General features: G+C 60.8%; 24 protein-coding genes. 8 read left to right on the top strand and 16 right to left on the bottom strand.

Annotation, left to right across the window (positions count from 1 at the left end; all coding sequences use genetic code 11):
* The 8 genes from AC2FNB_RS09715 to AC2FNB_RS09680 all read right to left on the bottom strand — a co-directional run.
* Positions 1-373: adenylate/guanylate cyclase domain-containing protein (locus AC2FNB_RS09715; protein WP_496745961.1), on the bottom strand; the 373-nt coding region annotated here is incomplete at its 3' end.
* A 159-nt stretch (positions 374-532) separates the two neighbouring features.
* Positions 533-1,969, bottom strand: coding sequence for a TRAP transporter large permease (locus tag AC2FNB_RS09710; RefSeq protein WP_496745959.1), 1,437 nt, complete (start codon positions 1,967-1,969; stop codon positions 533-535).
* A gap of 4 nt (positions 1,970-1,973) precedes the next feature.
* Positions 1,974-2,669 (bottom strand): TRAP transporter small permease, encoded by a 696-nt coding sequence (locus tag AC2FNB_RS09705; RefSeq protein ID WP_496745957.1) that lies wholly within the window; start codon positions 2,667-2,669, stop codon positions 1,974-1,976.
* An 82-nt stretch (positions 2,670-2,751) separates the two neighbouring features.
* A complete protein-coding gene (locus AC2FNB_RS09700) occupies positions 2,752-3,753 on the bottom strand; it encodes a DctP family TRAP transporter solute-binding subunit (RefSeq protein WP_480749668.1) in 1,002 nt (333 codons plus the stop codon).
* 387 nt (positions 3,754-4,140) lie between these two features.
* Positions 4,141-4,446: a hypothetical protein gene (locus AC2FNB_RS09695; protein ID WP_480749667.1), complete on the bottom strand. Its 306-nt coding sequence runs from the start codon at positions 4,444-4,446 to the stop codon at positions 4,141-4,143.
* Between the two features lie 51 nt (positions 4,447-4,497).
* Positions 4,498-5,838 carry a hypothetical protein gene (locus tag AC2FNB_RS09690; protein ID WP_496745954.1) on the bottom strand — a complete coding sequence of 447 codons (1,341 nt, stop codon included), beginning with the start codon at positions 5,836-5,838 and terminating at the stop codon, positions 4,498-4,500.
* Positions 5,839-5,958: 120 nt separating this feature from the next.
* Positions 5,959-7,188: a sigma-54-dependent transcriptional regulator gene (locus AC2FNB_RS09685; RefSeq protein ID WP_480749665.1), complete on the bottom strand. Its 1,230-nt coding sequence runs from the start codon at positions 7,186-7,188 to the stop codon at positions 5,959-5,961.
* Positions 7,185-8,918 (bottom strand): sensor histidine kinase, encoded by a 1,734-nt coding sequence (locus tag AC2FNB_RS09680; RefSeq protein WP_496745952.1) that lies wholly within the window; start codon positions 8,916-8,918, stop codon positions 7,185-7,187. Before AC2FNB_RS09680 ends, AC2FNB_RS09685 begins: the two co-directional genes overlap by 4 nt.
* 47 nt (positions 8,919-8,965) lie before the next feature.
* Here AC2FNB_RS09680 and AC2FNB_RS09675 point away from each other — a divergent pair, with 47 nt between their 5' ends.
* On the top strand, positions 8,966-10,147 hold the full coding sequence (locus AC2FNB_RS09675; protein WP_496745964.1) for a cytochrome P450: 1,182 nt from the start codon (positions 8,966-8,968) through the stop codon (positions 10,145-10,147).
* Between the two features lie 9 nt (positions 10,148-10,156).
* On the opposite strand, the gene AC2FNB_RS09670 is transcribed toward AC2FNB_RS09675, so the two are convergent.
* Entirely contained in the window at positions 10,157-10,636 is a 480-nt protein-coding gene (locus AC2FNB_RS09670; protein WP_480749663.1) for an Lrp/AsnC family transcriptional regulator, read from the bottom strand.
* 246 nt (positions 10,637-10,882) lie between these two features.
* Here AC2FNB_RS09670 and AC2FNB_RS09665 point away from each other — a divergent pair, with 246 nt between their 5' ends.
* From AC2FNB_RS09665 to infC, 6 genes are all read left to right on the top strand, one after another.
* A complete protein-coding gene (locus AC2FNB_RS09665; protein ID WP_480749662.1) occupies positions 10,883-11,197 on the top strand; it encodes a DUF2849 domain-containing protein in 315 nt (104 codons plus the stop codon).
* 60 nt (positions 11,198-11,257) lie between these two features.
* Positions 11,258-12,922, top strand: coding sequence for a nitrite/sulfite reductase (locus AC2FNB_RS09660; RefSeq protein WP_496745949.1), 1,665 nt, complete (start codon positions 11,258-11,260; stop codon positions 12,920-12,922).
* Positions 12,912-13,673, top strand: a complete 762-nt coding sequence (locus tag AC2FNB_RS09655) for a phosphoadenylyl-sulfate reductase (RefSeq protein ID WP_496745947.1) — start codon at positions 12,912-12,914, stop codon at positions 13,671-13,673. The genes AC2FNB_RS09660 and AC2FNB_RS09655 overlap by 11 nt, the downstream gene beginning before the upstream one ends.
* Positions 13,670-14,077 (top strand): DUF934 domain-containing protein, encoded by a 408-nt coding sequence (locus AC2FNB_RS09650; protein WP_496745945.1) that lies wholly within the window; start codon positions 13,670-13,672, stop codon positions 14,075-14,077. Before AC2FNB_RS09655 ends, AC2FNB_RS09650 begins: the two co-directional genes overlap by 4 nt.
* Positions 14,078-14,183: 106 nt before the next feature.
* On the top strand, positions 14,184-15,017 hold the full coding sequence (locus tag AC2FNB_RS09645; protein ID WP_496745943.1) for a ferredoxin--NADP reductase: 834 nt from the start codon (positions 14,184-14,186) through the stop codon (positions 15,015-15,017).
* A gap of 208 nt (positions 15,018-15,225) precedes the next feature.
* The gene (gene infC, locus AC2FNB_RS09640; RefSeq protein WP_480749657.1) at positions 15,226-15,723 is read left to right on the top strand and encodes a translation initiation factor IF-3; all 498 of its coding nucleotides are present in this window, start codon (positions 15,226-15,228) and stop codon (positions 15,721-15,723) included.
* 83 nt (positions 15,724-15,806) lie between these two features.
* Here the strand turns inward: infC and AC2FNB_RS09635 are convergent, their stop codons facing one another.
* Together AC2FNB_RS09635 and AC2FNB_RS09630 are read right to left on the bottom strand one after the other, a co-directional pair.
* Entirely contained in the window at positions 15,807-17,129 is a 1,323-nt protein-coding gene (locus AC2FNB_RS09635; protein WP_496745941.1) for an aspartate aminotransferase family protein, read from the bottom strand.
* Positions 17,126-17,908 carry a beta-keto acid cleavage family enzyme gene (locus AC2FNB_RS09630; RefSeq protein WP_496745939.1) on the bottom strand — a complete coding sequence of 261 codons (783 nt, stop codon included), beginning with the start codon at positions 17,906-17,908 and terminating at the stop codon, positions 17,126-17,128. Before AC2FNB_RS09630 ends, AC2FNB_RS09635 begins: the two co-directional genes overlap by 4 nt.
* Positions 17,909-18,003: 95 nt before the next feature.
* Here AC2FNB_RS09630 and AC2FNB_RS09625 point away from each other — a divergent pair, with 95 nt between their 5' ends.
* Positions 18,004-18,906, top strand: coding sequence for a MurR/RpiR family transcriptional regulator (locus AC2FNB_RS09625; RefSeq protein ID WP_496745937.1), 903 nt, complete (start codon positions 18,004-18,006; stop codon positions 18,904-18,906).
* Between the two features lie 36 nt (positions 18,907-18,942).
* On the opposite strand, the gene AC2FNB_RS09620 is transcribed toward AC2FNB_RS09625, so the two are convergent.
* From AC2FNB_RS09620 to AC2FNB_RS09600, 5 genes are all read right to left on the bottom strand, one after another.
* The gene (locus AC2FNB_RS09620) at positions 18,943-19,734 is read right to left on the bottom strand and encodes an FAD binding domain-containing protein (protein ID WP_480749653.1); all 792 of its coding nucleotides are present in this window, start codon (positions 19,732-19,734) and stop codon (positions 18,943-18,945) included.
* 98 nt (positions 19,735-19,832) lie between these two features.
* Entirely contained in the window at positions 19,833-22,196 is a 2,364-nt protein-coding gene (locus tag AC2FNB_RS09615; RefSeq protein WP_496745935.1) for a xanthine dehydrogenase family protein molybdopterin-binding subunit, read from the bottom strand.
* An 81-nt stretch (positions 22,197-22,277) separates the two neighbouring features.
* Complete coding sequence (locus AC2FNB_RS09610; protein ID WP_496745933.1) at positions 22,278-22,763, bottom strand: (2Fe-2S)-binding protein; 486 nt, start codon at positions 22,761-22,763, stop codon at positions 22,278-22,280.
* Between the two features lie 155 nt (positions 22,764-22,918).
* Positions 22,919-23,920 carry a molybdopterin-binding protein gene (locus AC2FNB_RS09605; protein ID WP_496745931.1) on the bottom strand — a complete coding sequence of 334 codons (1,002 nt, stop codon included), beginning with the start codon at positions 23,918-23,920 and terminating at the stop codon, positions 22,919-22,921.
* On the bottom strand, positions 23,917-24,885 hold the full coding sequence (locus tag AC2FNB_RS09600) for an XdhC family protein (protein ID WP_496745929.1): 969 nt from the start codon (positions 24,883-24,885) through the stop codon (positions 23,917-23,919). Before AC2FNB_RS09600 ends, AC2FNB_RS09605 begins: the two co-directional genes overlap by 4 nt.
* Between the last annotated feature and the right edge of the window lie 117 nt (positions 24,886-25,002).

Below are 25,002 nucleotides of genomic sequence, written 5' to 3'. Positions count from 1 at the left end.
ACACGCCGCCGGGATCGGCCAGGGTTTCGAGCCGCGCAGCAATGTTGACCCCGTCGCCATATATGTCATCGCCGTCGGCAATCACGTCGCCCATGTTCACGCCGATGCGAAGATTGATCGGCCCGTCCCCGGCGTGAAGAGTGGTTTGGATTGAACGGCTGCACTCGATGGCGTCGACCACCGAGCCGAATTCGACAAGCGCCCCGTCTCCCATGAGCTTGACGATCCGCCCACCGTAGCGTTCGACCTCGGGGTCGAACACCTCGGCCCGGTGCGCACGAAGGGCGGAAAGGGTTGTGTCTTCGTCTGCACTCATGAGGGTCGAAAACCCGACGACATCCGCGGCCATTATGGCGGCAAGGCGGCGTTTCATGAGGGCGTCGTAAGACTGGGGCGCATGGCGCCATCCTGACACGGATTTCGCCAACGGCAAACATCCGGTGTCTTCCTCCGATGACATTGCCGTGATCAGCGAGACCGTGAAAACCGGGCCTGGATCAGGCCCGGCTTTGTTCAGCAGTCCGGTTTTGTGTTATTTCACGATGATTTCCGGCCCCATTAGCGCAGTCGGCAAGAGTGTCGAAAGCCAGGGGATATAGGTCACCATGATCAGGAACACGAAGAGCACGGCGAGGAAGGGAAGCGCCGCGCGCACCACGCTCATCATCGGCATCCCCGCCACGCCGGAAGTGACGAAGAGGTTCAGGCCCACTGGCGGCGTGATCATGCCGATTTCCATGTTGACCACCATGATGATGCCCAGATGGATCGGGTCGATGCCCAGTTCGATGGCAATCGGAAAGACCAGCGGCGCCACGATGACGATCAGGCCAGAGGGCTCCATGAACTGACCGCCGATCAGCAGGATCACGTTGACGATCACCAGGAACATCACCGGGCCGAAACCAGCGTTCAGCATCGACCCCGCGATGGCCTGAGGTATCTGTTCATCCGTCAGCACATGCTTGAGGATCAGCGCGTTCGCGATGATGAACATCAGCGTGACGGTCAGCTTGGCCGCATCGAACAGCGTGTGCTTGGTGTCGCTGTGGAAGAACGCCGTGACCAGGGCTTGAGGCTTGTCCAAAAGCGACAGCGGCTTTGGCTCGGGCAGTCCCTCGGTCACCGCCGCAGCGGAAAGACTGCGTGCCTCGCGCGGGCGCAGCGGGCCGATGTCACGATAGACGAACATCGCAATGATGAAGGCATAGACAGACGCGACGGCTGCAGCTTCGGTAGGCGTGAAGATCGCGCCGGTGACGCCGGGGATGCCGTAGATACCCACCATGATGATGACGATCAGCATCAATCCCCAGAACGCGTCGCGGAAGGATGCCCAGACCTCTCCCCATCCCTGCCATTCGCCCTTGGGCATGCCGCGCAGGACTGCCATGATATAGATGGTGACCATCAGCATCAGACCGGCGAGAACGCCTGGGATGACCCCGGCAAGGAACATCCGCCCCACGCTGACATCGGTGGCCGAAGCATAGACCACCATGACAATCGAGGGCGGGATCAGGATGCCCAGCGTACCGGCGTTACAGATCACGCCCGCAGCAAATTCGCGGGTATACCCGGCCTGCCTCATGGCCGCGATCACGATAGTGCCGATGGCAACAACGGTAGCCGGCGAGGACCCGGACAGCGCCGCAAACAGCATACAGGCAAACACGCCCGCAATCGCCAATCCGCCGCGCAGATGCCCGACACAGGCGATTGAGAAGCGGATGATGCGTTTGGCCACGCCGCCGGTAGACATGAAGCTGGACGCAAGGATGAAGAAAGGGATTGCCAACAGCGTGTAGTGCCCCGCCATCGCCTGATAGAGGCTTTGCGCAATCGAGGCCAGCGACGTATCGGAGAAGGCCAGAAGAAAGATGATCGAGCTGAGGCCCAGCGAAATCGCGATCGGCACGCCAATCAGCAAAAAACCAATGACCATTGCAAACAGAATGACAACATCCATCGGTTTATTCCTTGTTCTGTGCTGCGGCTTCGGCCACGGCGTCTTCAGCTTCGTGACTGACGATCAGACTTTCACGGGCTCCCGTGGCAACGCCAATGAACGCCTGCACGAACCGCAACAGCAGCAGCGCCGACCCGAAAGGCAGAATGAAATAGGGGATGACCCGCGGCAGCTTTTCGTAGGTATCGCCATAGTTGATCAATGGTTCCAGCCAGCGGAAGATTCCCAGCATCGGAACCTGATCGGTTACATAGAATGCCCGGTCCCGAACGCCTTCGGTAAAGCCAAGCGGGAACCAGCGGCCTTCGGTTGGCTGCAATGCCGCAAACGGCGCCCAGTAATCCCACGACCCTTTGAGCAAAAGCATCGCATAAGCAATGCAGCAAGCGCCTGAAACCAGCGCCAGAATGCGCCGCCCACCAGGTTTCAGAAGGTTGATGACCACATCGACGCCAAGATGCGCGGTGATTTTCACGCAGTAACTGATACCGAAGATCACCAGCCAGGCGAACAGGATCAGGACGACTTCAAGTCCCCAGATCAGGGAACTGTTGAACACGTAGCGCAGCACCACGTTGATGAAGGTCAGTATTGTCATCAGCCCGAGAATGACCGCGATGCCGGTCTCCTCGATGTTGTTGATCACGCGGCCAAGTGTGGAAACCGACTGGCCAGCCGTGTCATGCGACGGACGGGACATGATCTCTCTCCGGGAGCAAGATGCGTTTCGTTCGAAGCGTCAGGAAGGGCAGCCCGCATCGCGGGCCGCCCAGATCGTCGCATCAGCTTGAGGCGTTGAATTCCTGCGCCTTGGCAATGTTGTCGGCGCCGATCCCGGCCTCGAACTTGTCCCAGACAGGTTTCATCGTGTCGACCCAGTCCTGACGCTGTTCGGGCGTCAGTTCACGGATCACGCCACCGGCATCCAGAACCGACTGGCGGGCGCTTGCATCAACTTCGCCCACGGCGGAGTTGCGCTCATCAGACACTTCACTCAGGATCGTCGTGAACTGCTCGCGCACCGCCGGATCAAGGCTGTCGATCCAGTCCACCGACGTCACGACCAGATAGTCGATGATGCCATGGTTGGTTTCGGTGATACCGTCCTGAACCTCAAAGAACTTCTGGCCATAGATGTTTGACCAGGTGTTTTCCTGCCCGTCGACAACGCCGGTCTGCAGCGCGCCATAGACTTCGGAAAAGGCCATCGGCTGCGGCGAGGCACCCAGCGCTTCCATCTGGGCAACGATCACGTCCGAGGGCTGTACGCGGAACTTGAGACCCTGGGCGTCTTGCGGCGTCATCAGAGGTTTCTTGGCCGACATCTGTTTCATGCCGTTATGCCAGAATTCCAGTCCCAGCAATCCGCGGCGTGTCATCGACTCTTTCATCGCCTGACCGGTGTCGGATTTCTGGAATGCGTCGACGGCCTCGATGTTCTTGAACATGAAAGGCAGATCGAAAATCTGGAATTGCTTGGTGAAGGCTTCGAACTTGGACAGCGAGGGGGCCGCCAGTTGGACGTTGCCCTGCAGCATCGCTTCGAGGACCTGATCGTCATTGTAGAGCGTCGAGTTGGGGAACACCTCCATGCACATGACGCCATTCATCTCTTCGTTCACCCGATCGGCCAGCAGCGAGGCTGCAATCCCCTTGGGGTGCTTGTCGGTGTTGGTGACGTGGGCAAATTTGACCACGATTTCACCGTCATCACAGGCGGCAAAACCTGCGGTGGCGGTGACGGACAGCGCCAGGGCGGTGGCTGCGGTAGTCAGGAATTTCATTTCTCTACTCCTCCCGAAGTTCAGTAAAATCTCTGTCGGACGCCGGACAGACGCCGCTGTGAGGGAGTGAAGCGAATCATGAAGCTTGGCTCAACGATTTGTGAAACCTTGCCCCCTTCTTATTTTTTTCTATTTTTTACAACAGGGTAAATAGCCCGTCCGCGGGATGTCGTTGTGGGCGAGGCGAATCGTGTGCGGAAATCCGCACTCTCTCGGCGGCCCTAGTGCGGGATTTCGCACAACTTGATTCGCTTGTTGCGGAAGTGCGGCCCAACTGTGCCGCCAAACATTATCCTGAGCGTGACCGGAGATTGCGTTCGATCACCACTGACAGATCTCGGGATCGATGGTCACGATCTGAATTCCATGCGCTTGCCTGTCTTGAATTCATTCTTCGTCGTCATCGGGAAAGGGATAGGGTCCACCGTTGAACAGGAACGCCTGAACAGACGCCAGATAGGCTTGCCATTCCTCGTCATCATCGAACTCGTCGTCCGTCGTTTGTTCCCATGCCGCTCGGCTCATGCCATTTCCGTTCACGGTCTCGGCCAGGGCGGATTTGAACTTTTGTGCAGCTTCGGCATTGTGCGCCTCTTCAAGAAACGCCTTCAGGTCCTCCAGGTCGTAGGCCTGGGGATTCAGATACCCACCGGCCATGTCATTCAGTACCTGCATGGGATCGCGGTCAGCCATGTCTTGAGTCTCCGTCTTCAGGTTTCATTGCCGGTCTTCCTGTCCGCCCCGTCATGCGACCGGATTGGGATAAAGCGTCACCAATCGCAAGGTTCCGTCGTCCAAAAGGTCATAGATCGCCTTGCACGTGCTGTTGGGACCCCAGGTTGCGTCTATGCAGGTGTCGGGCTGACCTTTCTTCTTCTTGCGCTTGACCCCTTGAACGTAGTTTTTCCATTGCGCGCCAAGGACATCAACCAGCTTTGCTTCCATCGGCGGTACCAACCTGACGGGTTGAGCCCCTTTCGGCGGTGGCGAAATCTTGTTGGTTTCGATATGCGCCAACGCCTGTGTCCGCAAGGCCATCTGGCTGTCGACATAGGCGCCCTTGTCGGTGAAGTTCGAGGCCTTGTGAACCGGTTTGCCCTTGAACTTTTTTCCGGTGCGCGGGTTCTTTTTCTTTAATATCCGGTCTTCCTGGTTTTGGATCGACAATCCCGGCCCATGGCATTCTGGGCCATGCGCCTTGGGCGGCTTGTCCACGTGATCGAAAAACAGCGCATCCATCTCGTCTTTGATCGCCTGAAGTTCGGTCGCGTTGTCGGGTGGTGGTTTCCTGGACAGCGCACCTTTCAATGCCTTTCGCATGTCACGCATTTCGGGAAAGGCCTGATCCATGAATTCCGGTTCAGCCTTGACGCGTGCCGCGCAGGATTTGACCATCCCGTCCAGTTTTCCGAGTTCCTTCGGATCCTCGCCAGCGGATTTCAGGCAGTCGGACAGCCGCACCGCCGACGGTGTGGACATGACCAGTTTCCGCAACGCAGTCAGCGCCTTGACCGCGTTATCCGGGCTTTTTGCGGTCATTGCCTTTTTATAGAGGGCAGCCACCTTGGCCATCTTTTCGCGATGATCGGGAGGCGCGGAATTCAGGCTGCGCACCAGGGGCACCTTCATTGCATCGAAATGGCTGGCGATCTTTTCCAGCACCTTCTCGATGTCGTCGCCAAGTTCTGCGGGCGCATCCGGTTTGCCTGTGTCCTCTTCGTCGCCGTCGTCGATGACATCGCCCGTCTCGGACAGCAAGCGCACTTTCATCTTGATGCCACGAGCGCTGAGATATTTGCGAAAGGTCTTGGCAAAGTTCGCTGGCGTCGAGTCGGGGTCTTCGACAATCAGGTCGGCAATCTTCCCGTCAACTTCGAGCGCGCCCACGGCGCCTTTTGCACCGGCGCCATCGTCCTTGGCCATCTTTCTGAGCGCGGACTTGTTCTTGGACTTATGCGCTTTGAAGATCAGGTCGTCCGGCCCATGAAACAGGGCAAAGTTGTGCCTGATCTTTCGGGCTGCCGCGATGATGCCGGACACTTCCTTGGCTTCGGCCGCCAATTCGGACTTTGACTTTTTTCCCATTCTGGCCTCCCTTGACCTTCAGTAACGGGCAGGTCTGCGGTTCAGTCAAGTCGGGAATACGCCAAGGGTCGACTTGGACAGTCTTCCCCGGCAGGTGTGTCGGACCATTTTCCGACGCCGTCAGCGGCGGTAAGCGTCGGGACGAATGCCATATTTGGCGAGCTTGTCGTAAAATGTCTTTCTTGGAAGTTTCAGCGCCTTCGCCGCTTCGGCCGCCCTGCCGTTGTGCCGTCCAAGTGCCGCCGTCAAAAGGCTGCGTTCCACCCTTGCCATCTGTTCCGTCAGCCCAAGGTCAGATGCCTGCGCGACATCTTCGGGCATTCCCAGAACAAACCGCATGGCCGCCGACATGAGCGAGCGCGCATTGCCTGGCCAGTCCTGCGCCATCAACCCGGCCAGATGATCCTGGCTGATTTCAGGTTCCGGGATGCCGGCCTGTTCGGCGGCCTGCCCGACATAGTGGCGAAAAATCACCGGGATATCTTCGGGACGTTCGGACAGCGACGGAATGCGAACGCGCATCACATCAAGGCGATAGAACAGGTCCGGATTGAACTTGCCGCCGGCGGCAAGATTGGCCAGATCGCTGGTGGTTCCGGCCAGAACGCGCAGTCCCGCCCCCTGCTCCAGCCGTTCCAGAACGGCGTATTGGGTCGCTTCGGGCATGGCGGAAACCTCGTCAAGATAAATCGACCCGCCAGCCGCATCATTGCAAAGCCGGGAAAACTCCTCGGCATCCAGACCGGAGGCGGGCCGCTTCACGAAAGGTCCCTGAGCCGAGGGCGACATCAGGTGAATGACTTCGGCCACCTTTGAAATGCCGCTGCCCGGCGGGCCGGTTACCAGCACCTCGGCCCTTGTTGGCGCAACGCTGCGAACCTTTTCCCGCAGCGCTTCGGCCTGGGCCGACACGCCAAAGAGCATCCGCGCCGCCGGGTCGCCGCTTTCCAGTTGCCGTTTCAGCGCCCGGTCTTCCAGTACGGCCGACCTGATATCGAAAGCCCGTTCCAGAACGTCCAGAAGATCGGCAGAAGCGCAGGGTTTTTCGAGAAAGTCGAATGCCCCCTGCCCCATCGCCTGAACCGCCATCGGAATGTCGCCCTCGCCGGTCAGCAGGATCACCGGCAAGTCCGGGTCGATGCCTTGCGCATATCCCAACAGGTGAAACCCGTCGCGCCCGGGCATGCGGATATCGGACAGGATCACACCGGGAAAATCCGGGCGGATATGATCCTTGGCGGCAACAAAGGAACTGGCTGTTATAGCTTCGTAATCCGCCAGCTCCAGCGTCTGACCCAGCGCCTCGCGCACCGCCGCATCGTCATCCACCAAAAGAACCTTGCGGATCATGCGGCCTGTTCCTCGCGATAATGGTCCAGTTCGACCGTGAATTCGGCGCCATCCGGCGTATTCGCGCCTTTGATCTCACCGCCGAAACTCTGCACCAAACCATACGAAATCGACAGGCCCAGCCCCATGCCTTCTGAGGTACCGACCGCCTTGGTGGTGTAGAATGGCTCGAATATCCGTTCCGGGTCCTTGATGCCCGGACCGGTATCGCGCACCGAAACCGAAAGCCGGTCGCCGGTCGCAAAGGTGATCGAGATGTGCTTGTCTGGATGCTCGGACATGGCGTCGGCGGCGTTGTTGATGAGATTGACGAAAACCTGCACCAACCGCACCTCGCCGCCCCAGGCCAGAACCGGTGCGTCGGGCGGCTGCCAGTCCAGCGTCACGGCGTCAGCCCGCAGGCGAGCCTCGGTCAGTTCAACGGCGGTGTTCAGCACCTGCACCAGATCGACCTTGCCCATCGGCTCGCTTTCGTTGCGGGCAAAGGCGCGCAGATTCTTGATGATCCGCGCCATGCGCGCCGCCATCTGCGAGATGCGGCCCAGATTTTCACTGGCCCGCTCATCCTTGCCACGTTCCAGAAACGCCGCGCCATTGTCGGCAAACTGCTGAATTGCCATCAGCGGCTGGTTGAGCTCGTGGCTGATCCCCGCCGACATCTGCCCCAGAGCGCTGAGCTTGCCCGCCTGCACCAGATCCGCCTGGGCGCGCTTCAGCGCGGCCTCGGCCTCTTGCCGCTCGACAACCTCGCGGCGCAGGGCGGTGTTGGCCGCCGTCAGCGCACGGGTACGTTGCGCCACCCGGCTTTCCAGAACCAGATTTGCCTCTGCCAGCGTCCGGCGGCGTTCGGTGGCAAGATAAAGCATCGCGCCGAACGCCAGGCAGATGGCCGCCACCGCCGCCGCCTGCAACGTCGCCAGTCGTCGGGCCGGCCCCACATCCACCAGCACTTCGGCGGTCATGTCGATCACAGGCAGATCAAGCGTCAGATGCAAGGCGCGACCGGGCAGATAGCGGGCCCAGTTCAGCTTCCATATCTCATGCCCGCCAACCCGCGTGGAGGCGAAATCGACAGGCTCTCCTCCCGGTGGTGTCAGCCCCGGTTGCCCGTCGTCGCGACGCCAGAACAGCAGGTCGGACCGGTTTGAAATAAAGACGATCCCGTCCGCGTCGATGAAGAACACCGTCTCGGTGCTGCCACGCCAGGTCTGCTCGACATCCTGCACATCGGCATCGACCATCAGCGCGCCCTCGACCTGCCCCGAAGGGCCGAAGGCAGGTGCGACATAGGTATAGAACCTGTCGCCGCTGGCCGGCAGAAACCCATGCGCACTGCCCAGCGCACCCTGCATGGCGCGCTTGAAGGCGGGGTGCTCGGCCATGCTGTCTTGCTCGACCGGCTGCGCCGCGGCCAGCACCCGCCCATTCCGATCAATATACATCATGTTTTCCGCGGCGGTCTTGTCGGCCACATCCAGCAGCATGGCCTGCGCCGCCTGTTGTTGCGCTGGCGTTTCGAGCCTTCGCAAGACGGGGTGATCGGCCATCAATACCGCCAGTTCCTGATAGACCTGCATTTGCGCGGTCAGCCGGTCAGCGGCAAGTTCAAGATCAGCTTCGGCCTTTTCACTGAGCTGAGACAATGCCTGACGATACCCATATGTCCAGACCCCGACGGACAGCAGCCCGACGGCGCACAGGAAACCAAGAATGATCAGGACTCTTTGCATGTTCTAGGGTCTTGCATTCACAGCGCCTCATGGCAAGTGTGCAGCCGATGAAGACGCTGCACCAGAACCCGACCGAACCCGGTTTTGTCCAGAACCCCTATCCGGTCTATCAGGCCGCACGGGCCGAGGGGCCGCTTGTATACTGGGCCGACTATGGCAAGCCCGCTGCGCTGAGTTATGACCTTGTTCACGGCCTGTTGCGCGACCGGCGGTTCGGGCGCGAGATTCCTGTCGAACTCGCCACCGAGGGTCCGTCACATCTTGCGCCCTGGCTGGCCGTCGAGGCGCACAGCCTGCTGGAGGCCGAGCCGCCCCGGCATACCCGCCTGCGGGCGCTGGTTCTGCGGGCCTTTACCTCGCGCGCGATCGCGGCGCTGGCCCCCGACATCGAAGCGCTGTGTCATGATCTGGCGGACAGGTTTCCAGATGGGCCTTTCGATTTGTTGCAGGCCTATTGCACCCAGGTGCCGGTTATCACCATCTGCCGCCTGCTGGGGGTACCCGAAGCTATGGCGCCACAGCTGCTGCATTGGTCGCACGCGATGGTGGCGATGTACCAGGCCAGCCGGACACGGGAAACGGAAGAGACGGCGGCGCGAGCGGCGCAGGAGTTCACCGATTTTCTGCGGGACTATGTCGGGCAACGCCGCTCGGACCCACGCGACGATCTGATCACGCGGCTCATCTCCGCCGAGGAAGAGGGCGAGCGGCTGTCGACCGACGAATTGATCGCGACCTGCATACTGTTGCTGAATGCCGGCCATGAGGCAACGGTTCACGCACTTGGCAACGGTGTGAAAGCTTTGCTGGAAACCGGAACCGATCCGACGGTTCTTGCGCCAGGCGCGATCGACCGAACGGTCGAGGAAATACTGCGGTTCGATCCGCCGCTGCATATGTTCACGCGCTATGCCTATGAACCGGTCGAAGTCTGCGGCCATCGGTTCCAACGTGGCGATCAGGTGGCGCTGCTGCTGGGCGCCGCGAACCACGACCCGGCGATGTGGCAGCAGCCCGAACTGTTCGATCCGTCGCGGCAGATCCAGACCAACACCAGCTTTGGCGCAGGCCTGCATTTCTGCGTCGGCGCACCACTGGCGCGGCTGGAAATGCGGATCGCGCTGCCGATCCTGTTCGAACGCTGCCCCGGCCTGCACCTTGTTGGAAAGCCAAGGTATTCCAACAGCTATCATTTCCACGGACTCGAGTCGCTGATGGTCCGGTGTTAGTTGGCGACCTCAGCCATCTGACAGCGCGTCAAGCGGCAGCATCGTGGTGGACTTGATCTCTTCCATCGACAACAACGCGGTGACGTTGTGCACGCGCACTTCCGAAATCAACGCCTGATAGAAAGCGTCATAAGCGCGGGCGTTTTTCACCCTGACCTTGAGGATATAGTCGATGTCGCCCGCCAGGCGGTGGGCCTCCTGCACTTCGGGGCGATCTCGCAAGGCTTGCAGAAACCGTTTCTGCCATTCGGCCTCATGCTCGGAGGTGCGGATGAGTACAAAGAACGTGGCTTCGAACCCCAGCGCCTCGGCATCCAGCAAAACCGTCTGCTGCCCGATCACGCCCGCGCTTTTGAGCTTGCGGATTCGATTCCAGACCGGGGTCTTGGAACTGCCCACGCGGCTGGCGATTTCGTCCAGAGACTGGCTGGCATCGCGTTGCAGCTCGGCCAAAATTTTTCGATCCGTGTCGTCCAGGCGCATCGTCATTCCTGTTTTTCCCCATATTCGAAACCAATGTTCCGTTTTCTTATAAAACCGGAACATGCGTCCTTATTTATTCGCCCGTATGGCGAATTACCGGGAATATTTCCTATATTGCAGAGCAAGTCAAACACATCGCACGGACTACCAATGCCCACGACGTACGCCAACTTGGACACCCTGATTTTGACAGCCCCCCGACCGCTTGTCGCGGGTCGGGACGTGACGGATTTTTAACAAGGAGTTTACCTGATGGCCCGCGCATTCACGCCCAAAATCGTCACCGCCAATGATCTGCTGGAAGGCGACGTCGTTTATCTGACCGAGGACGACCGCTGGTCGCGCGAGTTGTCCGAAGCAGAGCTGATCACCGACGAAGCCCACGCGCAATTGCGCCTGCTCGATGCCGAACAGCAAACCGGCAAGGTGGTCGGGGTTTATCTGGCCGATGCTCTGCCGGGTGCGAACGGCCCCGAGCCAACGCATTTCCGGGAAGATTTCCGCCGGACTGGTCCGTCCAACTATGCCCACGGCAAACAGGAATCTTCCCCGCAGCCCCGGACCTGAAACAGGTCCCTTCTCCCCATCTAGGCCCCGGGTTCGGGGCTGCAACAAGGACAGCAAACCATGTATCGCTACTCCGAGTTTGATCACGCCTTCCTCGCCGAACGCAACGCCCAGTTCCGCGCCCAGGTCGAGCGCCGCATTGACGGGTCGTTGACCGAGGATGAGTTCAAGCCGCTGCGCCTGATGAATGGCCTCTATCTGCAGTTGCACGCCTATATGCTGCGTGTCGCGGTACCCTATGGCACGCTCAACAGCGCGCAAATGCGGCAACTGGCCCTGCTGGCCGAGAAGTGGGACAAGGGCTATGGCCATTTCACCACGCGGCAGAACATCCAGTATAACTGGCCCAAGCTGAAGGACGTGCCGGACATGCTGGATGCGCTGGCCGAAGTTGGCATGCACGCCATTCAGACCAGCGGCAACACCATCCGAAACGTGACCGCCGACCACTTTGCGGGTGCCGCCGCAGATGAGGTCGCTGATCCACGCCCGTATGCGGAGCTTCTGCGTCAGTGGTCGACCGACCACCCGGAATTCCAGTTCATGCCGCGCAAGTTCAAGATTGCCATCACCGGGTCCGAAAACGACCGCGCCGTGATCAAGGCGCATGACATCGGCCTGCAACTGGTCGAACGTGACGGGGTACTGGGCGCCCGTGTCATCGTCGGCGGTGGTCTGGGTCGGACACCCATGATCGGCAAGGAATTGTCCGAGTTCGTCGCCTTTGATGATCTGCTGGCCTATCTTGAAGCCACCGTTTCCGTGTGGAACCAGATCGGCCGCCGCGACAACAAGTACAAGGCGCGCATCAAGATCACCGTGCACGAGCATGGCATCGACGCTATCCGCGCCAAGGTCAACGAACGATTTCTGAAGGTGCGCCCGCAGTTCAAAGGCGCGGATATGAACCTGCTGGAAGAGATCAAGGGCCACTTTGCGCCGCCTGCCTTCCGCCAAGCTTCGGTCGCGTCGTTTGAAAGCGCCTATACCAACGACCCGGTTTTCCGCTCGTGGGTCGATACCAACATCGCGCCGCACAAAAACGCGGACCACGCGATTGTCACGATCTCGATCAAGAAGCATGGCCAGACGCCGGGTGACGCAACTGCCGAGCAGATGCGCGTGATGGCCGATCTGGCCGAAGAGTTCGCCTATGACGAGTTGCGCATCAGCCACGAGCAGAACGTGATCCTGCCGCATGTTCACAAGTCGGACCTGCCCACGATCCATGCGAAGCTGAAGGAATACGAACTGGCCACCGCCAATATCGGCCTGATCAGTGACATTATCGCCTGCCCCGGTATGGATTATTGCGCGCTGGCGACGGCGCGGTCGATCCCGGTCGCACAACAGATTGCAACCCGGTTCGAAGAACTGAAGCTGGAAAACGACATCGGCGAACTGAAGATCAAGATCTCGGGCTGCATCAACGCCTGTGGTCACCACCATGTCGGTCATATCGGAATTCTGGGCCTCGACCGCGCGGGCGTGGAAAACTACCAGATCACGCTGGGCGGCGACGCAACCGAAACCGCCGCGATTGGCGAGCGGGTCGGACCCGGTTTTGCCTATGACGAGATAGTTCCGGCAGTGGAACGTCTGGTTTACGCCTATCTCGACCTGCGCGACGGGGCCGACGAAAGCTTCCTGCAGGCTTACCGCCGTCTGGGCATGGCACCGTTCAAGGCTGCCCTCTACCCCGAGGCTCGGGCCAATGCCGCTTGACGAGATCCAGACCGAACTGGGCAAGGATCGCAGCGCGCTGACCGAAAAGGTCGATGCGCTCAATGCCCGGTTCCGTCACCACAGCGCCCATGACGTCATGCATGGCGCACTGGATGAGGCTGGCGAGATCGTCCTGGTATCCAGCTTTGGCGCGGAATCGGTTGTGCTGCTGCACATGGCGGCGGTGATCGACAAGGCCACACCGGTGCTGTTTGTCGATACGCTGATGCTGTTCACCGAAACGCTGATCTATCAGCAGGAGGTCAGCGAAAGGCTGGGCCTGCGCAATGTGCGGATCATACGCGCGGATCAAGAGGATCTGGATCGTTCCGACCCTTACGGCGCTCTGCGTCTGCGGGATACCGATGCCTGCTGCACACTGCGCAAGACCATTCCTCTGCAACGGGCGCTTGCGGGCTATGACGGCTGGATCACCGGGCGCAAACGGTTCCAGTCGGGCACGCGCGCGACGCTCGATTTCTTCGAGGTCGAGGACGGTACCGGACGGATCAAGGTCAACCCGCTGGCCCATTGGGCGCCCGAGGATGTGCGCGCCTATATGGAAGAAAACAACCTGCCCCGGCACCCGCTGGTGGCCAAGGGCTATCCGTCGATCGGTTGTGCGCCCTGTACATCAGTCGTCAAGCAAGGCGAAGACCCCCGCGCCGGACGCTGGCGCGATCAGAACAAGGAAGAATGCGGCATCCATTTTGTAGATGGCAAGATGGTCCGCGTTGGAGAGACGAAATGAATGTAATCGTGACCGATGAGGGCTTTGCCCCAGATGACTGGACCGACGGCTTTGTCACCCTCGACGATGCCGCAAACGATGTAGTGGCACTCGATGTAAGTTCGGATACCGACCCGGACGAGCTGTACGACCGTTTGGGCAACACCCGGATGGTGCGGGTGGATTTCCCCTCCTTCGCCGACGGCCGCGGCTTTACCATTGCCCGCACCCTGCGCCTGAAAGGCTATGCGGGCCGGTTGCGCGCCAAGGGGCATGTACTGGCAGACCAGTATGCGATGGCACGGCGCAGCGGATTTGATGAAGTCGAGATCGACCATAATCTTGCCAACCGCCAGCCCGAGGATCAGTGGCTGGCCCGTGCCGACTGGCAGTCTCACAACTATCAGTCCCGCCTGCGCGGCTGATCATCACAATCATTTGTACACTAACAAAAGGGGAGACTTTCCCCTTTTCATGACGTATATCAAAGAATATGGAGAGGCGCCGGTCTAGCAGGCCGGTAGTGAAACGATGACAGAGATGAAATCCGTGACCGAAGCCACCGCAGTCAAAGCCCCCGTCCTGCCCGACGCCCAGACCGTTCTGGATGTGAAACACTGGACCGACCGCCTGTTCTCGTTCAAGGTGTCGCGCCCTCGATCGCTGCGGTTCCGCTCGGGCGAGTTCGTGATGATCGGCCTGCTGGGTGACAACGGCAAACCGCTGCTGCGCGCCTATTCGATTGCCTCGCCGTCATGGGACGAAGAACTGGAGTTTTACTCGATCAAGGTCCAGGATGGCCCGCTGACCTCGAAGCTGCAGCATATCAAGCCCGGCGACCAGATCATCCTGCGGCCCAAGCCCGTGGGCACGCTGGTGCATGACGCGCTGCTGCCCGGCAAGCGAATCTGGTTCTTTGCCACCGGCACCGGTTTTGCCCCGTTCGCCTCGCTGCTGCGCGAGCCGCAGACCTACGAGGATTACGACGAGGTGATCATCACCCACACCTGCCGCGACGTGGCCGAACTGGAATATGGCCGCCAGTTGATCGAAAGCATCAAGCAGGACGAAATGCTGGCCGAACTGATCGGCGAAGGCTTTGGGAACAAGATCCGCTATTACCCCACCACCACGCGCGAAGAGAGCCCCAAGATGGGCCGCATCACCAACCTGTTGAAAGATGGCACGGTGTTTGCCGATCTGGGCATCGACGGCGGCATCAAGCCCGAAACGGATCGTGCGATGGTCTGTGGCTCGCTGGCGTTCAACCACGACATCAAGGCGATCCTCGAAGAGTTCGGCCTGCGCGAGGGCGCGAATTCCGAACCCAAAGAGTTCGTGATCGAAAAGGCCTTTGTCGGGTAAGACGGCGAGAACCCCCGATTTGTCGGGACTCTTCACAGTATCATTGTGACATATAGACGATATTTCCGCCTTTGCCGGCGCGAAGCCGCTTGAAACGGCTGACGCGCCGGTCTAAATTCCGGCCTCGTTATTCTGCAATCAGCAAAGGAATGAACCCATAGCCCGCAGACCTCACAACGCGCCGCCGCAACGCGAAACCGGCCCGCGCGTGAACGAAAAGATCCGTGCCCCCGAAATCCGCCTGATCGGCGCTGACGGCGAAAATGTCGGGGTGGTTCATCCCGCAAAAGCCCTGCAAATGGCCGAAGAAGCCGGTCTCGACCTGGTCGAGATCTCGCCGAACGCCACGCCGCCGGTCTGCAAGATCATGGACTTTGGCAAATACAAGTACGAACAGCAGAAACGCGAGAGCGAAGCCCGCAAGAAACAGAAAATCATCGAGGTGAAGGAGATCAAGTTCCGTCCCAACACCGATACGCATGATTACGATGTGAAGATGCGGAACGTCGTGAAGTTTCTGGAAAACGGCGACAAGGTCAAGATCACCCTTCGCTTCCGCGGCCGTGAAATGGCCCACCAGAATCTGGGCCGTGAGCTGCTGGAACGGGTGGCCGAGGACATCAAGGAAATCGGCAAGATTGAGAACATGCCGAAGATGGAAGGCCGTCAGATGATCATGATGATCGGCCCGCTGCCGCAGAAATAACCCGACTGATATTCGTTGTTTCGACCCCGTCAGAAAGCGTCTGGCGGGGTTTTCCATTTCAAGCCTTTTGCGACTTATGCCATTCACCCGGACACTGCTTCGGCGAGAGCGATGGATAGCTTTTCAACCAGTTCACCGATTTGCGCCTCTTCAATGATGAAAGGTGGCGCCAGCAGGATGTGATCACCGTTTTTCCCGTCACGCGTGCCGGACATGGGATAACAGATCAGCCCGCTTTCAAGGGCTGCCTTTTTCACCTTGCCCGCGATCCCCAAGGACGGATCGAACGGCTCCTTGCTGTCGCGATCGCGCACCAGTTCGATGCCGCGAAACAGCCCCCGCCCTCGAATGTCGCCGACATGCGGGTGCTGACCAAATGCCGCTTCCAGCGCCGATTGCAGTTTTTCCCCCATGACGCCTGCCCGCGCTGGCAGGTCTTTCGAGGTCAACTCGGTCACCACCGCCAGGGCGGCGGCGGTTGCCACGGGATGACCGACATAGGTATGCCCATGCTGGAAAAACCCCGACCCGTCGCGGATCGCGGCATAGATCGTCTTGCTGCAAAGCATTGCACCGATCGGCTGATACCCGGCCCCCAACCCCTTGGCGATGCACAGGATATCCGGTGCTGTGCCCTCATGGTCACAGGCGAACAGGTGCCCGGTGCGCCCCATACCGCACATCACCTCGTCGAGAATCAGCAGCACACCATACTGATCGCAGATCTCGCGGATGCGTTTGAAATACCCCTCGACCGCAGGCACCGCCCCAAGGGTTGCGCCAACGACAGGTTCCGCCATGAAAGCCATAACGGTTTCCGGCCCAAGGCGCAGGATTTCGGCCTCCAGCTCGCTCGCGACCCGCTGACCATAGTCAAAACTGCTCTCGCCCTCGGGCTTTTCAGCGTATTCGTAGCAGGCCGGGATGTGGCTCATCTCGATCAACAGCGGCGCGAACTGTGCCCGACGCCAGGCGTTGCCCCCTGCCGAAAGCGCCCCCAACGTGTTGCCGTGATAGCTTTGCCGACGGGCGATCACGCGGCGGCGCTCTGGCTGTCCGGTTTCCAGGAAATACTGTCGCGCCAGCTTGATTGCGGCCTCGGTCGCCTCGGACCCGCCCGAGACGAAATAGACCCGGCCAAGATCTCCCGGCGCATGTTCGATGAGCAAATCCGCCAGCCGTTCAGCCGGGTCCGAAGTCATGAAGCCCGTATGGGCAAAAGCCAGCTTTTCCACCTGTTCCTGAACCGCGCGGATCACGTTCTGGTTCGAATGTCCAAGGCAGGATACCGCGGCGTCTCCGCAGTCCAAATAGCGTTTGCCCGCCGCGTCGATCAGGTAACAGCCGTCACCGCCCACGGCGACAGGCAAAACCGATTTGGTGTGGCGGGGGAATACATGGCTCATATCCGGCTCCTTTCGAGCGCTTGAACAAGGGCCGCAACCGAAGCGGCGTTGTCGGCCCAGGGGGTGTTTTCAGAATCGGTCAGGCTGTTTTCAAATCCAACCCTCAGATCGCCCCCGCGTCGGGCCGCTTCGATCAGGCAGGTGTGTTCATCGGGCCCAAAGGCACAGACCATCCACGGCGCACCCGTTGGCAGGAAAGGCTTCAAATCGTCCGGGCATGATTTCTGACCCGCCGTGTAACGGCCCAGAACGAACAACCGATCCACTTGTTCCGGACGCACGGTTCCCCTGGCCTGCCAGAGATCCAGCAGTGCGGCATCCTTTTTGTCATAGACAATATGCTGAACACGCGTGTCCTGTTCAGCGCAGGCCCCGTAAATCCTGTCTGCGAGGTCCGGCGCGCGCGCAACTTCACGCACCGAGACCGAGGCCCATTCGGGCTGCACCTGTGTCAGGCAATGCAGTTGCTCGGGAACATCATAAAGGCCGGCGGATTCGGTGGTGATCTGGATGTCCATGGTGGGGACCTTTCGCCGAAGCTCCTCGATGACCTCGCGATAGCGCCCGGCGTCCAGCGAATGGCGGCCTTCATCATCGCGCACATGCAGATGCACCCCCTGCGCCCCGGCCGCGTGACAGGCACCTGCGCTCGCCACGATCTCATCAGGGCTCAGCGGAACTGCCGGATGGTCCGCATGAGTTCGGCGCGCACCGTTCATCGCGACCAGCAGGTAGGGATCTCGCTTTTTTTCCTGAGGCGTTGTGCGGGCATTTTCCAAGACGTTCATCCGGTAAGAAGGCATCGTGGTTTACATGAAAGGAGCCTCCGACGTTTTCAACTTGAAAAAATAAGAACATATGTTTTTGTTTTGTCATGCCGACTCAATCACACTTGCAAATCATCGACCGCCTCAGGACGGAAATTGACACCCTGCCGCCGCAACTGCAGGCCGTAGCGAAATACATCATTGACCACCCCGGCGATTTCGGGATTGATCCGATCCGGCTGACGGCGGACAAGGTCGGTGTCAGCTCGAACTCGCTGGTTCGGCTTTCCGACCGCATGGGCTTTGACGGGTTCGAAGACTTTCGCGCGCCGTTCCGCAACGCTCTTGTCACCGAAGGCGAAGAACGGCTTGGCGCTGATTGGCTGGACAGTCTGGCGCAGGGTGACGGTATCGCAAAGGTTCAGGCCGGTCTGGCCCGCAACGAGATCAACGTGGTGTCCCGATCGCTGCGGCAGATGGACCCGGCCAAGGTGGAAACAGCCGTCGACTTCATGACCCGGTCGCGCCGCTGCTTTGTCACGGCGACGCGGGTCAGTTACGCGCTGGCCTATTATTTTCACTATGTCGGGCGCATGGCGCTGCCGGGGTTGCAACTGGTCCCGCGTCACATGGGATCGGCGGTGGACGATCTGCTGGATGCGGATGAGGACGACTGCCTGCTGGCCGTCACGGTGGCCCCCTATTCCGCCGAGACCATCAAGTCGCTGAGATTCGCACGGGGACGGGGGGCGCGGATCATTCTGGTTTCCGACAGCGACATCATCGCCCCCAAGATCGATCCCGACATCGTGTTTCCGGTCAGCACCCGGTCGCAACATCATTTCGGCTGCTTCGCCGGGGCGATGGTGGTGCTGGAATGCCTGCTCGGCCATCTCGTCGCCGCAGGCGGGCACGAGGCGCGCAAACGCATCTCGGACTACGAGGCGATGCGCGAAGATACCGGGGCCTATTGGAAAGCCCCGAAACCTCCGCGCGTCCGTGGGGCGTGAACCTGCGTTTGTGGCAGGTCATGCCCGGAGTTGAGCTCAGCCCGCAGCCTGAACCGCGCGCCGCGCCATGACACCGACCAGATGCGCGCGGTATTCCTTGCTGCCGTGCAGGTCCCCGATCATGTTCAGGTGATTGATCCTGAGATCCATCAGGGCGTCCGCGCGGAACTCCTTGTTCAGCGCCTGTTCCGCCTCGGTCCAACGAAACACGCCGTTTTCGCTGGCTCCTGTCACGGCCACCCTCACGCCATCCGCGAAACGGGCGACAAAGACCCCCACAAGCGCAAAGCGCGAGGCAGGTTGCAGGAACTTCTGATAGCTTGCCGTCTGCGGCACCGGAAACCGGACCGAGGTGATGATCTCGCCATCCGCCAGGGTGGTGGTGAACATGCCTTCAAAGAAATCATCCGCCGCAATCCGGCGCCCGTTGGTGACGATGGTCGCGCCCGATCCAAGCGCTGCCGCCGGATAACAGGCCGCAGGGTCATTGTTGGCCAGCGAACCGCCGATCGTGCCGCGATTGCGCACCGCCGGATCACCGATATGGCCGGCCAGATCGGCCAGCGCCGGATATTTGTCCGCCGCCTCCCGCGCCACAGTGGCATGTGTCGTGGCACCGCCGATCGCCAATGAGCCGTCATCTTCGACGCACACGCCCTGCATCTCGGAGATCCCGCTCAGGCTGACCAGCCTGGCAGGGGCCGCCAGACGCTGCTTGAGCGTCGGGATCAAAGTCTGCCCGCCACCCAGCGCCTGCGCCTCCTCGGAAGCCAGCGCAGATACCGCTTCGGCAATCGTCGAGGGTTTTTCAAATTCGAAACTGTACATTTCGTCCTCCTGAAGTCTCAAAGCCCAGGGCTTCTGCTTCATCTTTTCCCAAATACTTCGGTGGTCCGGGGGCTGGCCCCCGGTCCGCCCTGATCAGATCAACCATGCATCGCGGTCCAGACGCGCGACGGGCTGACCGGCATGTCGATATGACCGACCTGCTTGCCCGCCGAATGCAGCGCATCGATCACCGCATTCACCACCGCAGGCGGCGAGCCGATGGCCCCGGCCTCGCCACAGCCTTTTACGCCCAGCGGGTTGTGGGTGCACGGCGTCTGGCTGGAATGATCAACCGCATAGAACGGCACGTCATCGGCGCGCGGCATGGCATAGTCCATGAAAGATGCGCTGAGCAGCTGACCGTTTTCGTCATAGGCGCAGTTTTCCAACAGCGCCTGGCCGATCCCCTGGCCCAGTCCACCATGAACCTGGCCGTCAACGATCATCGGGTTGATGATATTGCCGAAATCGTCCGCCGCGGTGAAGCGCTGGATCGAAACCTGGCCGGTATCCGGATCGACCTCGACCTCGCAGGCATAGGCGCCCGCCGGATAGGTGAAGTTCGCCGGATCGTAGAACGCGGTTTCCTCCAGCCCCGGTTCAAGGTCTTCCAGCGGATAGTTGTGCGGCACATAGGCCGTCAGCGTGACATCACCCCAGGCCACCGACTTGTCGGTACCCGCGACCGTGAACTGGCCGTCCTTGAGCTCGATATCCGCGTCCGAGGCTTCCATCAGATGGGCCGCGATCTTCTTGGCCTTGTTGATGACCTTCTCGGTCGCCCGCACCATGGCAGAGCCACAGACCGCCAGCGAGCGCGAGCCATAGGTCCCCATTCCGAAGGGGATCTTGGAGGTGTCGCCATGCACGATTTCAATCATCGACTCGTCGATACCGATCATCTCGGCCACGATCTGCGGGAACGAGGTTTCGTGCCCCTGCCCGTGACTGTGGGCGCCTACCATGACGCTGATCGAGCCGGTGGCGTTCACCCGTACTGTCGCGGCGTCATAAAGCCCTGCCCGCGCGCCCAGCATGCCCACGATGTTCGACGGCGCGATGCCACAAGCCTCGATATAGCAATTGATGCCCAGCCCGCGCAGCTTGCCATTGGCCTCGCTTTCCGCGCGGCGGGCGGCGAAACCGGCGATGTCGGCGGCGGCCTCAAGCTTGTCCATCGTGCCGTGATAATTGCCGGTGTCATAAGTCAGCGCCACCGGCGTGTCATAGGGGAACTGGGTGATGAAATTCTGCCGGCGCAGCGCAATTGGATCGACCCCCAATTCGCGCGCGGCCTTGTCGATCACCCGTTCCAGCTGGAACGTCGCCTCGGGGCGACCTGCGCCGCGGTAAGCATCGACCGGCACGGTATTGGTGAACATACCCTTGACGTTGATCTGAATGACCGGCGTCGTGTAATTGCCCGCCATCAGCGTGCCATGCAGATAGGTCGGCACCGAACTGGAGAACGTCGACAGATACGCGCCGAGATTGGCATAGGTATCCGTGCGCAACCCGACGAAATTGTTATCCGCATCCAGCGCCAGTTCGATCTTGGTGACGTGGTCACGGCCCTGCGCATCCGACAGGAAGGCCTCGGACCGGCTGGCGGTCCATTTGACCGGGCGGTTGCAGGCCTTGGCCGCAAAAGTGCAGAACGCTTCTTCGGCATAGTGGAAGATCTTTGAGCCGAAACCGCCCCCCACATCCGGGGCCACGACACGGACCTTGTGCTCGGGCAGACCCAGCACAAAAGCGCACATCAAAAGCCGGATCACATGCGGGTTCTGCGAGGTGGTGTAGAGCGTGTATTCGTCCGTTCCCCGGCTGTACTCGGCCACGGCAACGCGCGGCTCCATCGGGTTGGCGACCAGTCGGTTGTTGGTCAGTTCCAGCGTGGTGACATGGGCGGCGTTGGCAAATGCCTCGTTCACCTTGGCGTCGTCGGTTTCGCCGATCACCCAGTCATAGCAGATGTTCGAAGTCAGATCGTCGTGAACCTTGGTGGCGCCGCCCTGTGCCGCCGCCTTCATATCGATCACCGCGGGCAGTTCTTCGATGTCAAAGACGATGGCCTCGGCCGCGTCGCGGGCCTGTTCCTGGCTGTCGGCCACGACCGCCGCGATGGGATCGCCCACGTGCCGGACCTTGCCCTGTGCCAGGATCGGGTGCGGCGGTTCCTGCATGGGGTTTCCATGCCGGTCGCTGACCTGCCAGCCGCAGGGTATGCCCCCCACACCTTCGAAATCGGCGCCGGTGAACACGCGCACCACGCCCGGCATCGCCGCGGCGTCCGTGGTGTCGATGCTGTTGATCTTTCCATGTGCGATATCAGAGCGCAGGAAATAGACATAGGCCTGTCCCCGCACATTGATGTCGTCGGTGTAATTGCCCGCTCCGGTCAGAAAGCGCACGTCCTCGCGGCGCTTGGAACTGGCTCCGATGCCACTGTCTTTGGGCATTGCTTGTTCTCCTCCCATAAACGGGTGCGGTTGCGCACCCTCTCCTCTCCCACGGGCGTCGTCGTCACGCCCGCAGCGGCATCATTCGGCGGCGATGGAACCGACGTCCTGCCCGGACGCGGCCATGATCGCCTTGACGATGTTGTGGTAGCCGGTGCAGCGGCACAGGTTGCCTTCGAGGTATTTGCGGATTTCCGCCTCGGTCGGTTTGGGATTGTCCTTGAGCAGCGCCGATGCGCTCATCACCATGCCGGGTGTGCAAAAGCCGCATTGCAAACCGTGGTGATCCTGAAATGCCTGCTGGATCACGTTAAGCGAGCCGTCGGCATTGGCCTGCCCCTCGATGGTGCCGACATCGGCCCCGTCGGCCTCGAGCGCCAGCATGTTGCAGGATTTGACCGCCTCGCCGTTGACGTGAACCACGCAGGCGCCGCATTGCGCGGTGTCACATCCGACATGGGTTCCGGTCAGCGACAGGTGATCGCGCAGAAAGCTGGACAACAACGTCCGGCCTTCGACATCACCGCTCACGGACTTGCCGTTCACGGTCATGGTGACCTGTGTCATGAGATCCTCCCTTTTGATTTTTTCTCCCTTGTTTCGGAGTTAAACACGGCAAATTTCTTTTGAGAACAAAAATATTTGTCAATTTTCCGGGCAAGCTTCGCGCCTGACCTGCACCATCTAAGCCAGCTTGGAACGGTGCCAAAAGTGCCGTTGCGTCACTTTGCTTTGCCTGCGCGCGGCTGCGGACGCGTGGGGATTTCCTTGAGCAAACCACCCACGCCCATGGCGGCGATATCCGCACCAGTGGTTTGGATTCCGCAAGCCACGCGCGACAGCACCCAGTCGGCTCCGTTCAACGCCGGAGAGCGCGCGCACCCCGGCAGGCCGATCACCGGGCGCGCGCCAATCAGCCCCAAAAACAGCAGGTTGCCCGGATCGACCGGCATGCCGAACCGGCCGACTTGCCCCCCGGCGGCGCGCACCGCGTCCGGCGCAACATCATGCGGGTCCGAAGTAGCCGAGCCGGTGAGGATCAAGACGATGTCCCCACGCACCACGGCAAGCGCCTCAGCAAGATCCTGCATCGTGTGCGGCACGGTCCGGATATCCGCCAGTTCCATGCCCAGCGTCTCGATTCGGGCGCGGACCGATGCGATGCCCTTGTCGTTCGGCGGGCCGCCGGGAATGTCGGTGACCACCAGACCGGCAGAGGCATGCACTGGCCGAACCAGCCGGATCGCACCTTGCGCCAGCGATGCAGCCCGTTCGACATCGATGCCCGGCACGGCATAGGAAATCACCTTGATCGTCGCCACCATGCCGCCCGCGTCCATCTGCTGATATTGCGGCACAGTGGCGACGGTGATCATCGGATGCACCTGATTGAACTTCTCGATGGCCGCAACATCCAGCACGACCACACCGGGACCGTCGGCCAGAATGTTGACCCGACCGGTGAACGGCTCCGTCACACGAACGTTGGCCTTTTCGGGATCGGGCACCAGGGCTGCGGCCAGGGTTTGTGCCGCCTCGTTTTCGTGGCAATCGCCGGGTTCCATCCGCGCCACGATCACCTCGACGACACCCGCCCGGGACAAATCCTCCAGATGATCCGCGCCCAGCGTGATGCCCTTGCGCAGCTTGCGTTCACCGGCCTTCACCGAATGCGCGAGGATCGCGCCTTTGGCTTGCGCGACAGGGATCGGACCGAATTTCACGCCTTGCCCCGCAGCACGGCCGTCATCTCGGCTAGGACCGAAACGGCGATTTCCGCCGGCCCCGCGGCACCGATATCCAGACCGACAGGCCCGTGAATGCGCGCGATATCCGCGTCATTGAAACCTGCGGCCTTCATCCGCTCCACCCGCTTGCCTTGGGTGCGGCTCGACCCGAGCGCGCCGACATAGAAAACGTCCGCCCGCAAGGCCGCCTTCAACGCGGGATCATCCAGTTTGGGATCATGGGTCAGCAGCACCAGTGCCGTGCGCGCATCCAGCCCGAGCTTTGCAACCGCCTCGTCCGGCCAGTCTGTGAGGATCGTCTCGCCCGGAAACCGTTTGGCCGACGCAAACGCCTCGCGCGGGTCGATGATCACCGGGTCATAACCCGCGATGCGGGCCATCGGCACCAGCGCCTGCGCGATATGGACAGCACCGACGACGATCAGGCGCAAGGGCGGGTTGTGCACGGCCACAAAGGTCTGGCCGTCCTCTTCAAAGCCCGACCGATCCATGCGCATGCGCTCGGCATAGGCGCCGCGCTTCAACTCCCGATGGCCGGTGGCCAGGTTGACCTCATAGGCCAGCGGCTGACGCCCGGCCCGCGCGGTTACGAGTTCTGCCAGCATCACCTCGGGCAGAACCGATCCGACCGGCTCCACCAGCACGCGGATGGTGCCTCCACAGGCCAGGCCGACGGCAAAGGCGTCTTCGTCGCTGACGCCGAACTCCAGAAGGCGGGCCTCGCCCTCGTCGATGGCCTCCAACGCCTCGACGATCACCGCGCCCTCGACGCAGCCGCCCGAAACCGATCCCTCGATACGCCCGTCACCACCGATGGCCAGTTGCGCTCCGACCCGGCGGGGCGCGCTGCCCCAGGTCTCGACCACGGTCGCCAATGCCGCGCCGGTACCCTTCCGGTGCCAGCGCAATGCGGTTTCGGGACTGTTGTCGAATCGGTCCATCTGCTCCTCCCAGGGTCCTTGCGTCCAACATAGGGAGGAATCGGGCAATGAAAAGCGGCCCGGCGGGAACACGGAACGCCGGGCCGCACACACGTGGCGGGAATGATAGCGCGAGTC

This window comes from Ruegeria sp. BHSB058, assembly GCF_059613285.1.
The sequence above is the reverse complement of the archived record's forward strand: the minus strand, read 5'-3'. Positions and strand labels throughout refer to the sequence as shown.

Coding starts and splice junctions, on each gene's coding strand:
- AC2FNB_RS09700 (WP_480749668.1), bottom strand. CDS start 3,753: ATGAAATTCCTGACTACCGCAGCCACCGCCCTGGCGCTGTCCGTCACC.
- AC2FNB_RS09665 (WP_480749662.1), top strand. CDS start 10,883: ATGGCCCGCGCATTCACGCCCAAAATCGTCACCGCCAATGATCTGCTG.
- AC2FNB_RS09675 (WP_496745964.1), top strand. CDS start 8,966: ATGAAGACGCTGCACCAGAACCCGACCGAACCCGGTTTTGTCCAGAAC.
- AC2FNB_RS09670 (WP_480749663.1), bottom strand. CDS start 10,636: ATGACGATGCGCCTGGACGACACGGATCGAAAAATTTTGGCCGAGCTG.
- AC2FNB_RS09680 (WP_496745952.1), bottom strand. CDS start 8,918: ATGCAAAGAGTCCTGATCATTCTTGGTTTCCTGTGCGCCGTCGGGCTG.
- AC2FNB_RS09685 (WP_480749665.1), bottom strand. CDS start 7,188: ATGATCCGCAAGGTTCTTTTGGTGGATGACGATGCGGCGGTGCGCGAG.
- AC2FNB_RS09600 (WP_496745929.1), bottom strand. CDS start 24,885: ATGGACCGATTCGACAACAGTCCCGAAACCGCATTGCGCTGGCACCGG.
- AC2FNB_RS09660 (WP_496745949.1), top strand. CDS start 11,258: ATGTATCGCTACTCCGAGTTTGATCACGCCTTCCTCGCCGAACGCAAC.
- AC2FNB_RS09635 (WP_496745941.1), bottom strand. CDS start 17,129: ATGAGCCATGTATTCCCCCGCCACACCAAATCGGTTTTGCCTGTCGCC.
- AC2FNB_RS09645 (WP_496745943.1), top strand. CDS start 14,184: ATGACAGAGATGAAATCCGTGACCGAAGCCACCGCAGTCAAAGCCCCC.
- AC2FNB_RS09650 (WP_496745945.1), top strand. CDS start 13,670: ATGAATGTAATCGTGACCGATGAGGGCTTTGCCCCAGATGACTGGACC.
- AC2FNB_RS09655 (WP_496745947.1), top strand. CDS start 12,912: ATGCCGCTTGACGAGATCCAGACCGAACTGGGCAAGGATCGCAGCGCG.
- AC2FNB_RS09610 (WP_496745933.1), bottom strand. CDS start 22,763: ATGACACAGGTCACCATGACCGTGAACGGCAAGTCCGTGAGCGGTGAT.
- AC2FNB_RS09695 (WP_480749667.1), bottom strand. CDS start 4,446: ATGGCTGACCGCGATCCCATGCAGGTACTGAATGACATGGCCGGTGGG.
- AC2FNB_RS09690 (WP_496745954.1), bottom strand. CDS start 5,838: ATGGGAAAAAAGTCAAAGTCCGAATTGGCGGCCGAAGCCAAGGAAGTG.
- AC2FNB_RS09710 (WP_496745959.1), bottom strand. CDS start 1,969: ATGGATGTTGTCATTCTGTTTGCAATGGTCATTGGTTTTTTGCTGATT.
- AC2FNB_RS09620 (WP_480749653.1), bottom strand. CDS start 19,734: ATGTACAGTTTCGAATTTGAAAAACCCTCGACGATTGCCGAAGCGGTA.
- AC2FNB_RS09615 (WP_496745935.1), bottom strand. CDS start 22,196: ATGCCCAAAGACAGTGGCATCGGAGCCAGTTCCAAGCGCCGCGAGGAC.
- AC2FNB_RS09705 (WP_496745957.1), bottom strand. CDS start 2,669: ATGTCCCGTCCGTCGCATGACACGGCTGGCCAGTCGGTTTCCACACTT.
- AC2FNB_RS09625 (WP_496745937.1), top strand. CDS start 18,004: ATGCCGACTCAATCACACTTGCAAATCATCGACCGCCTCAGGACGGAA.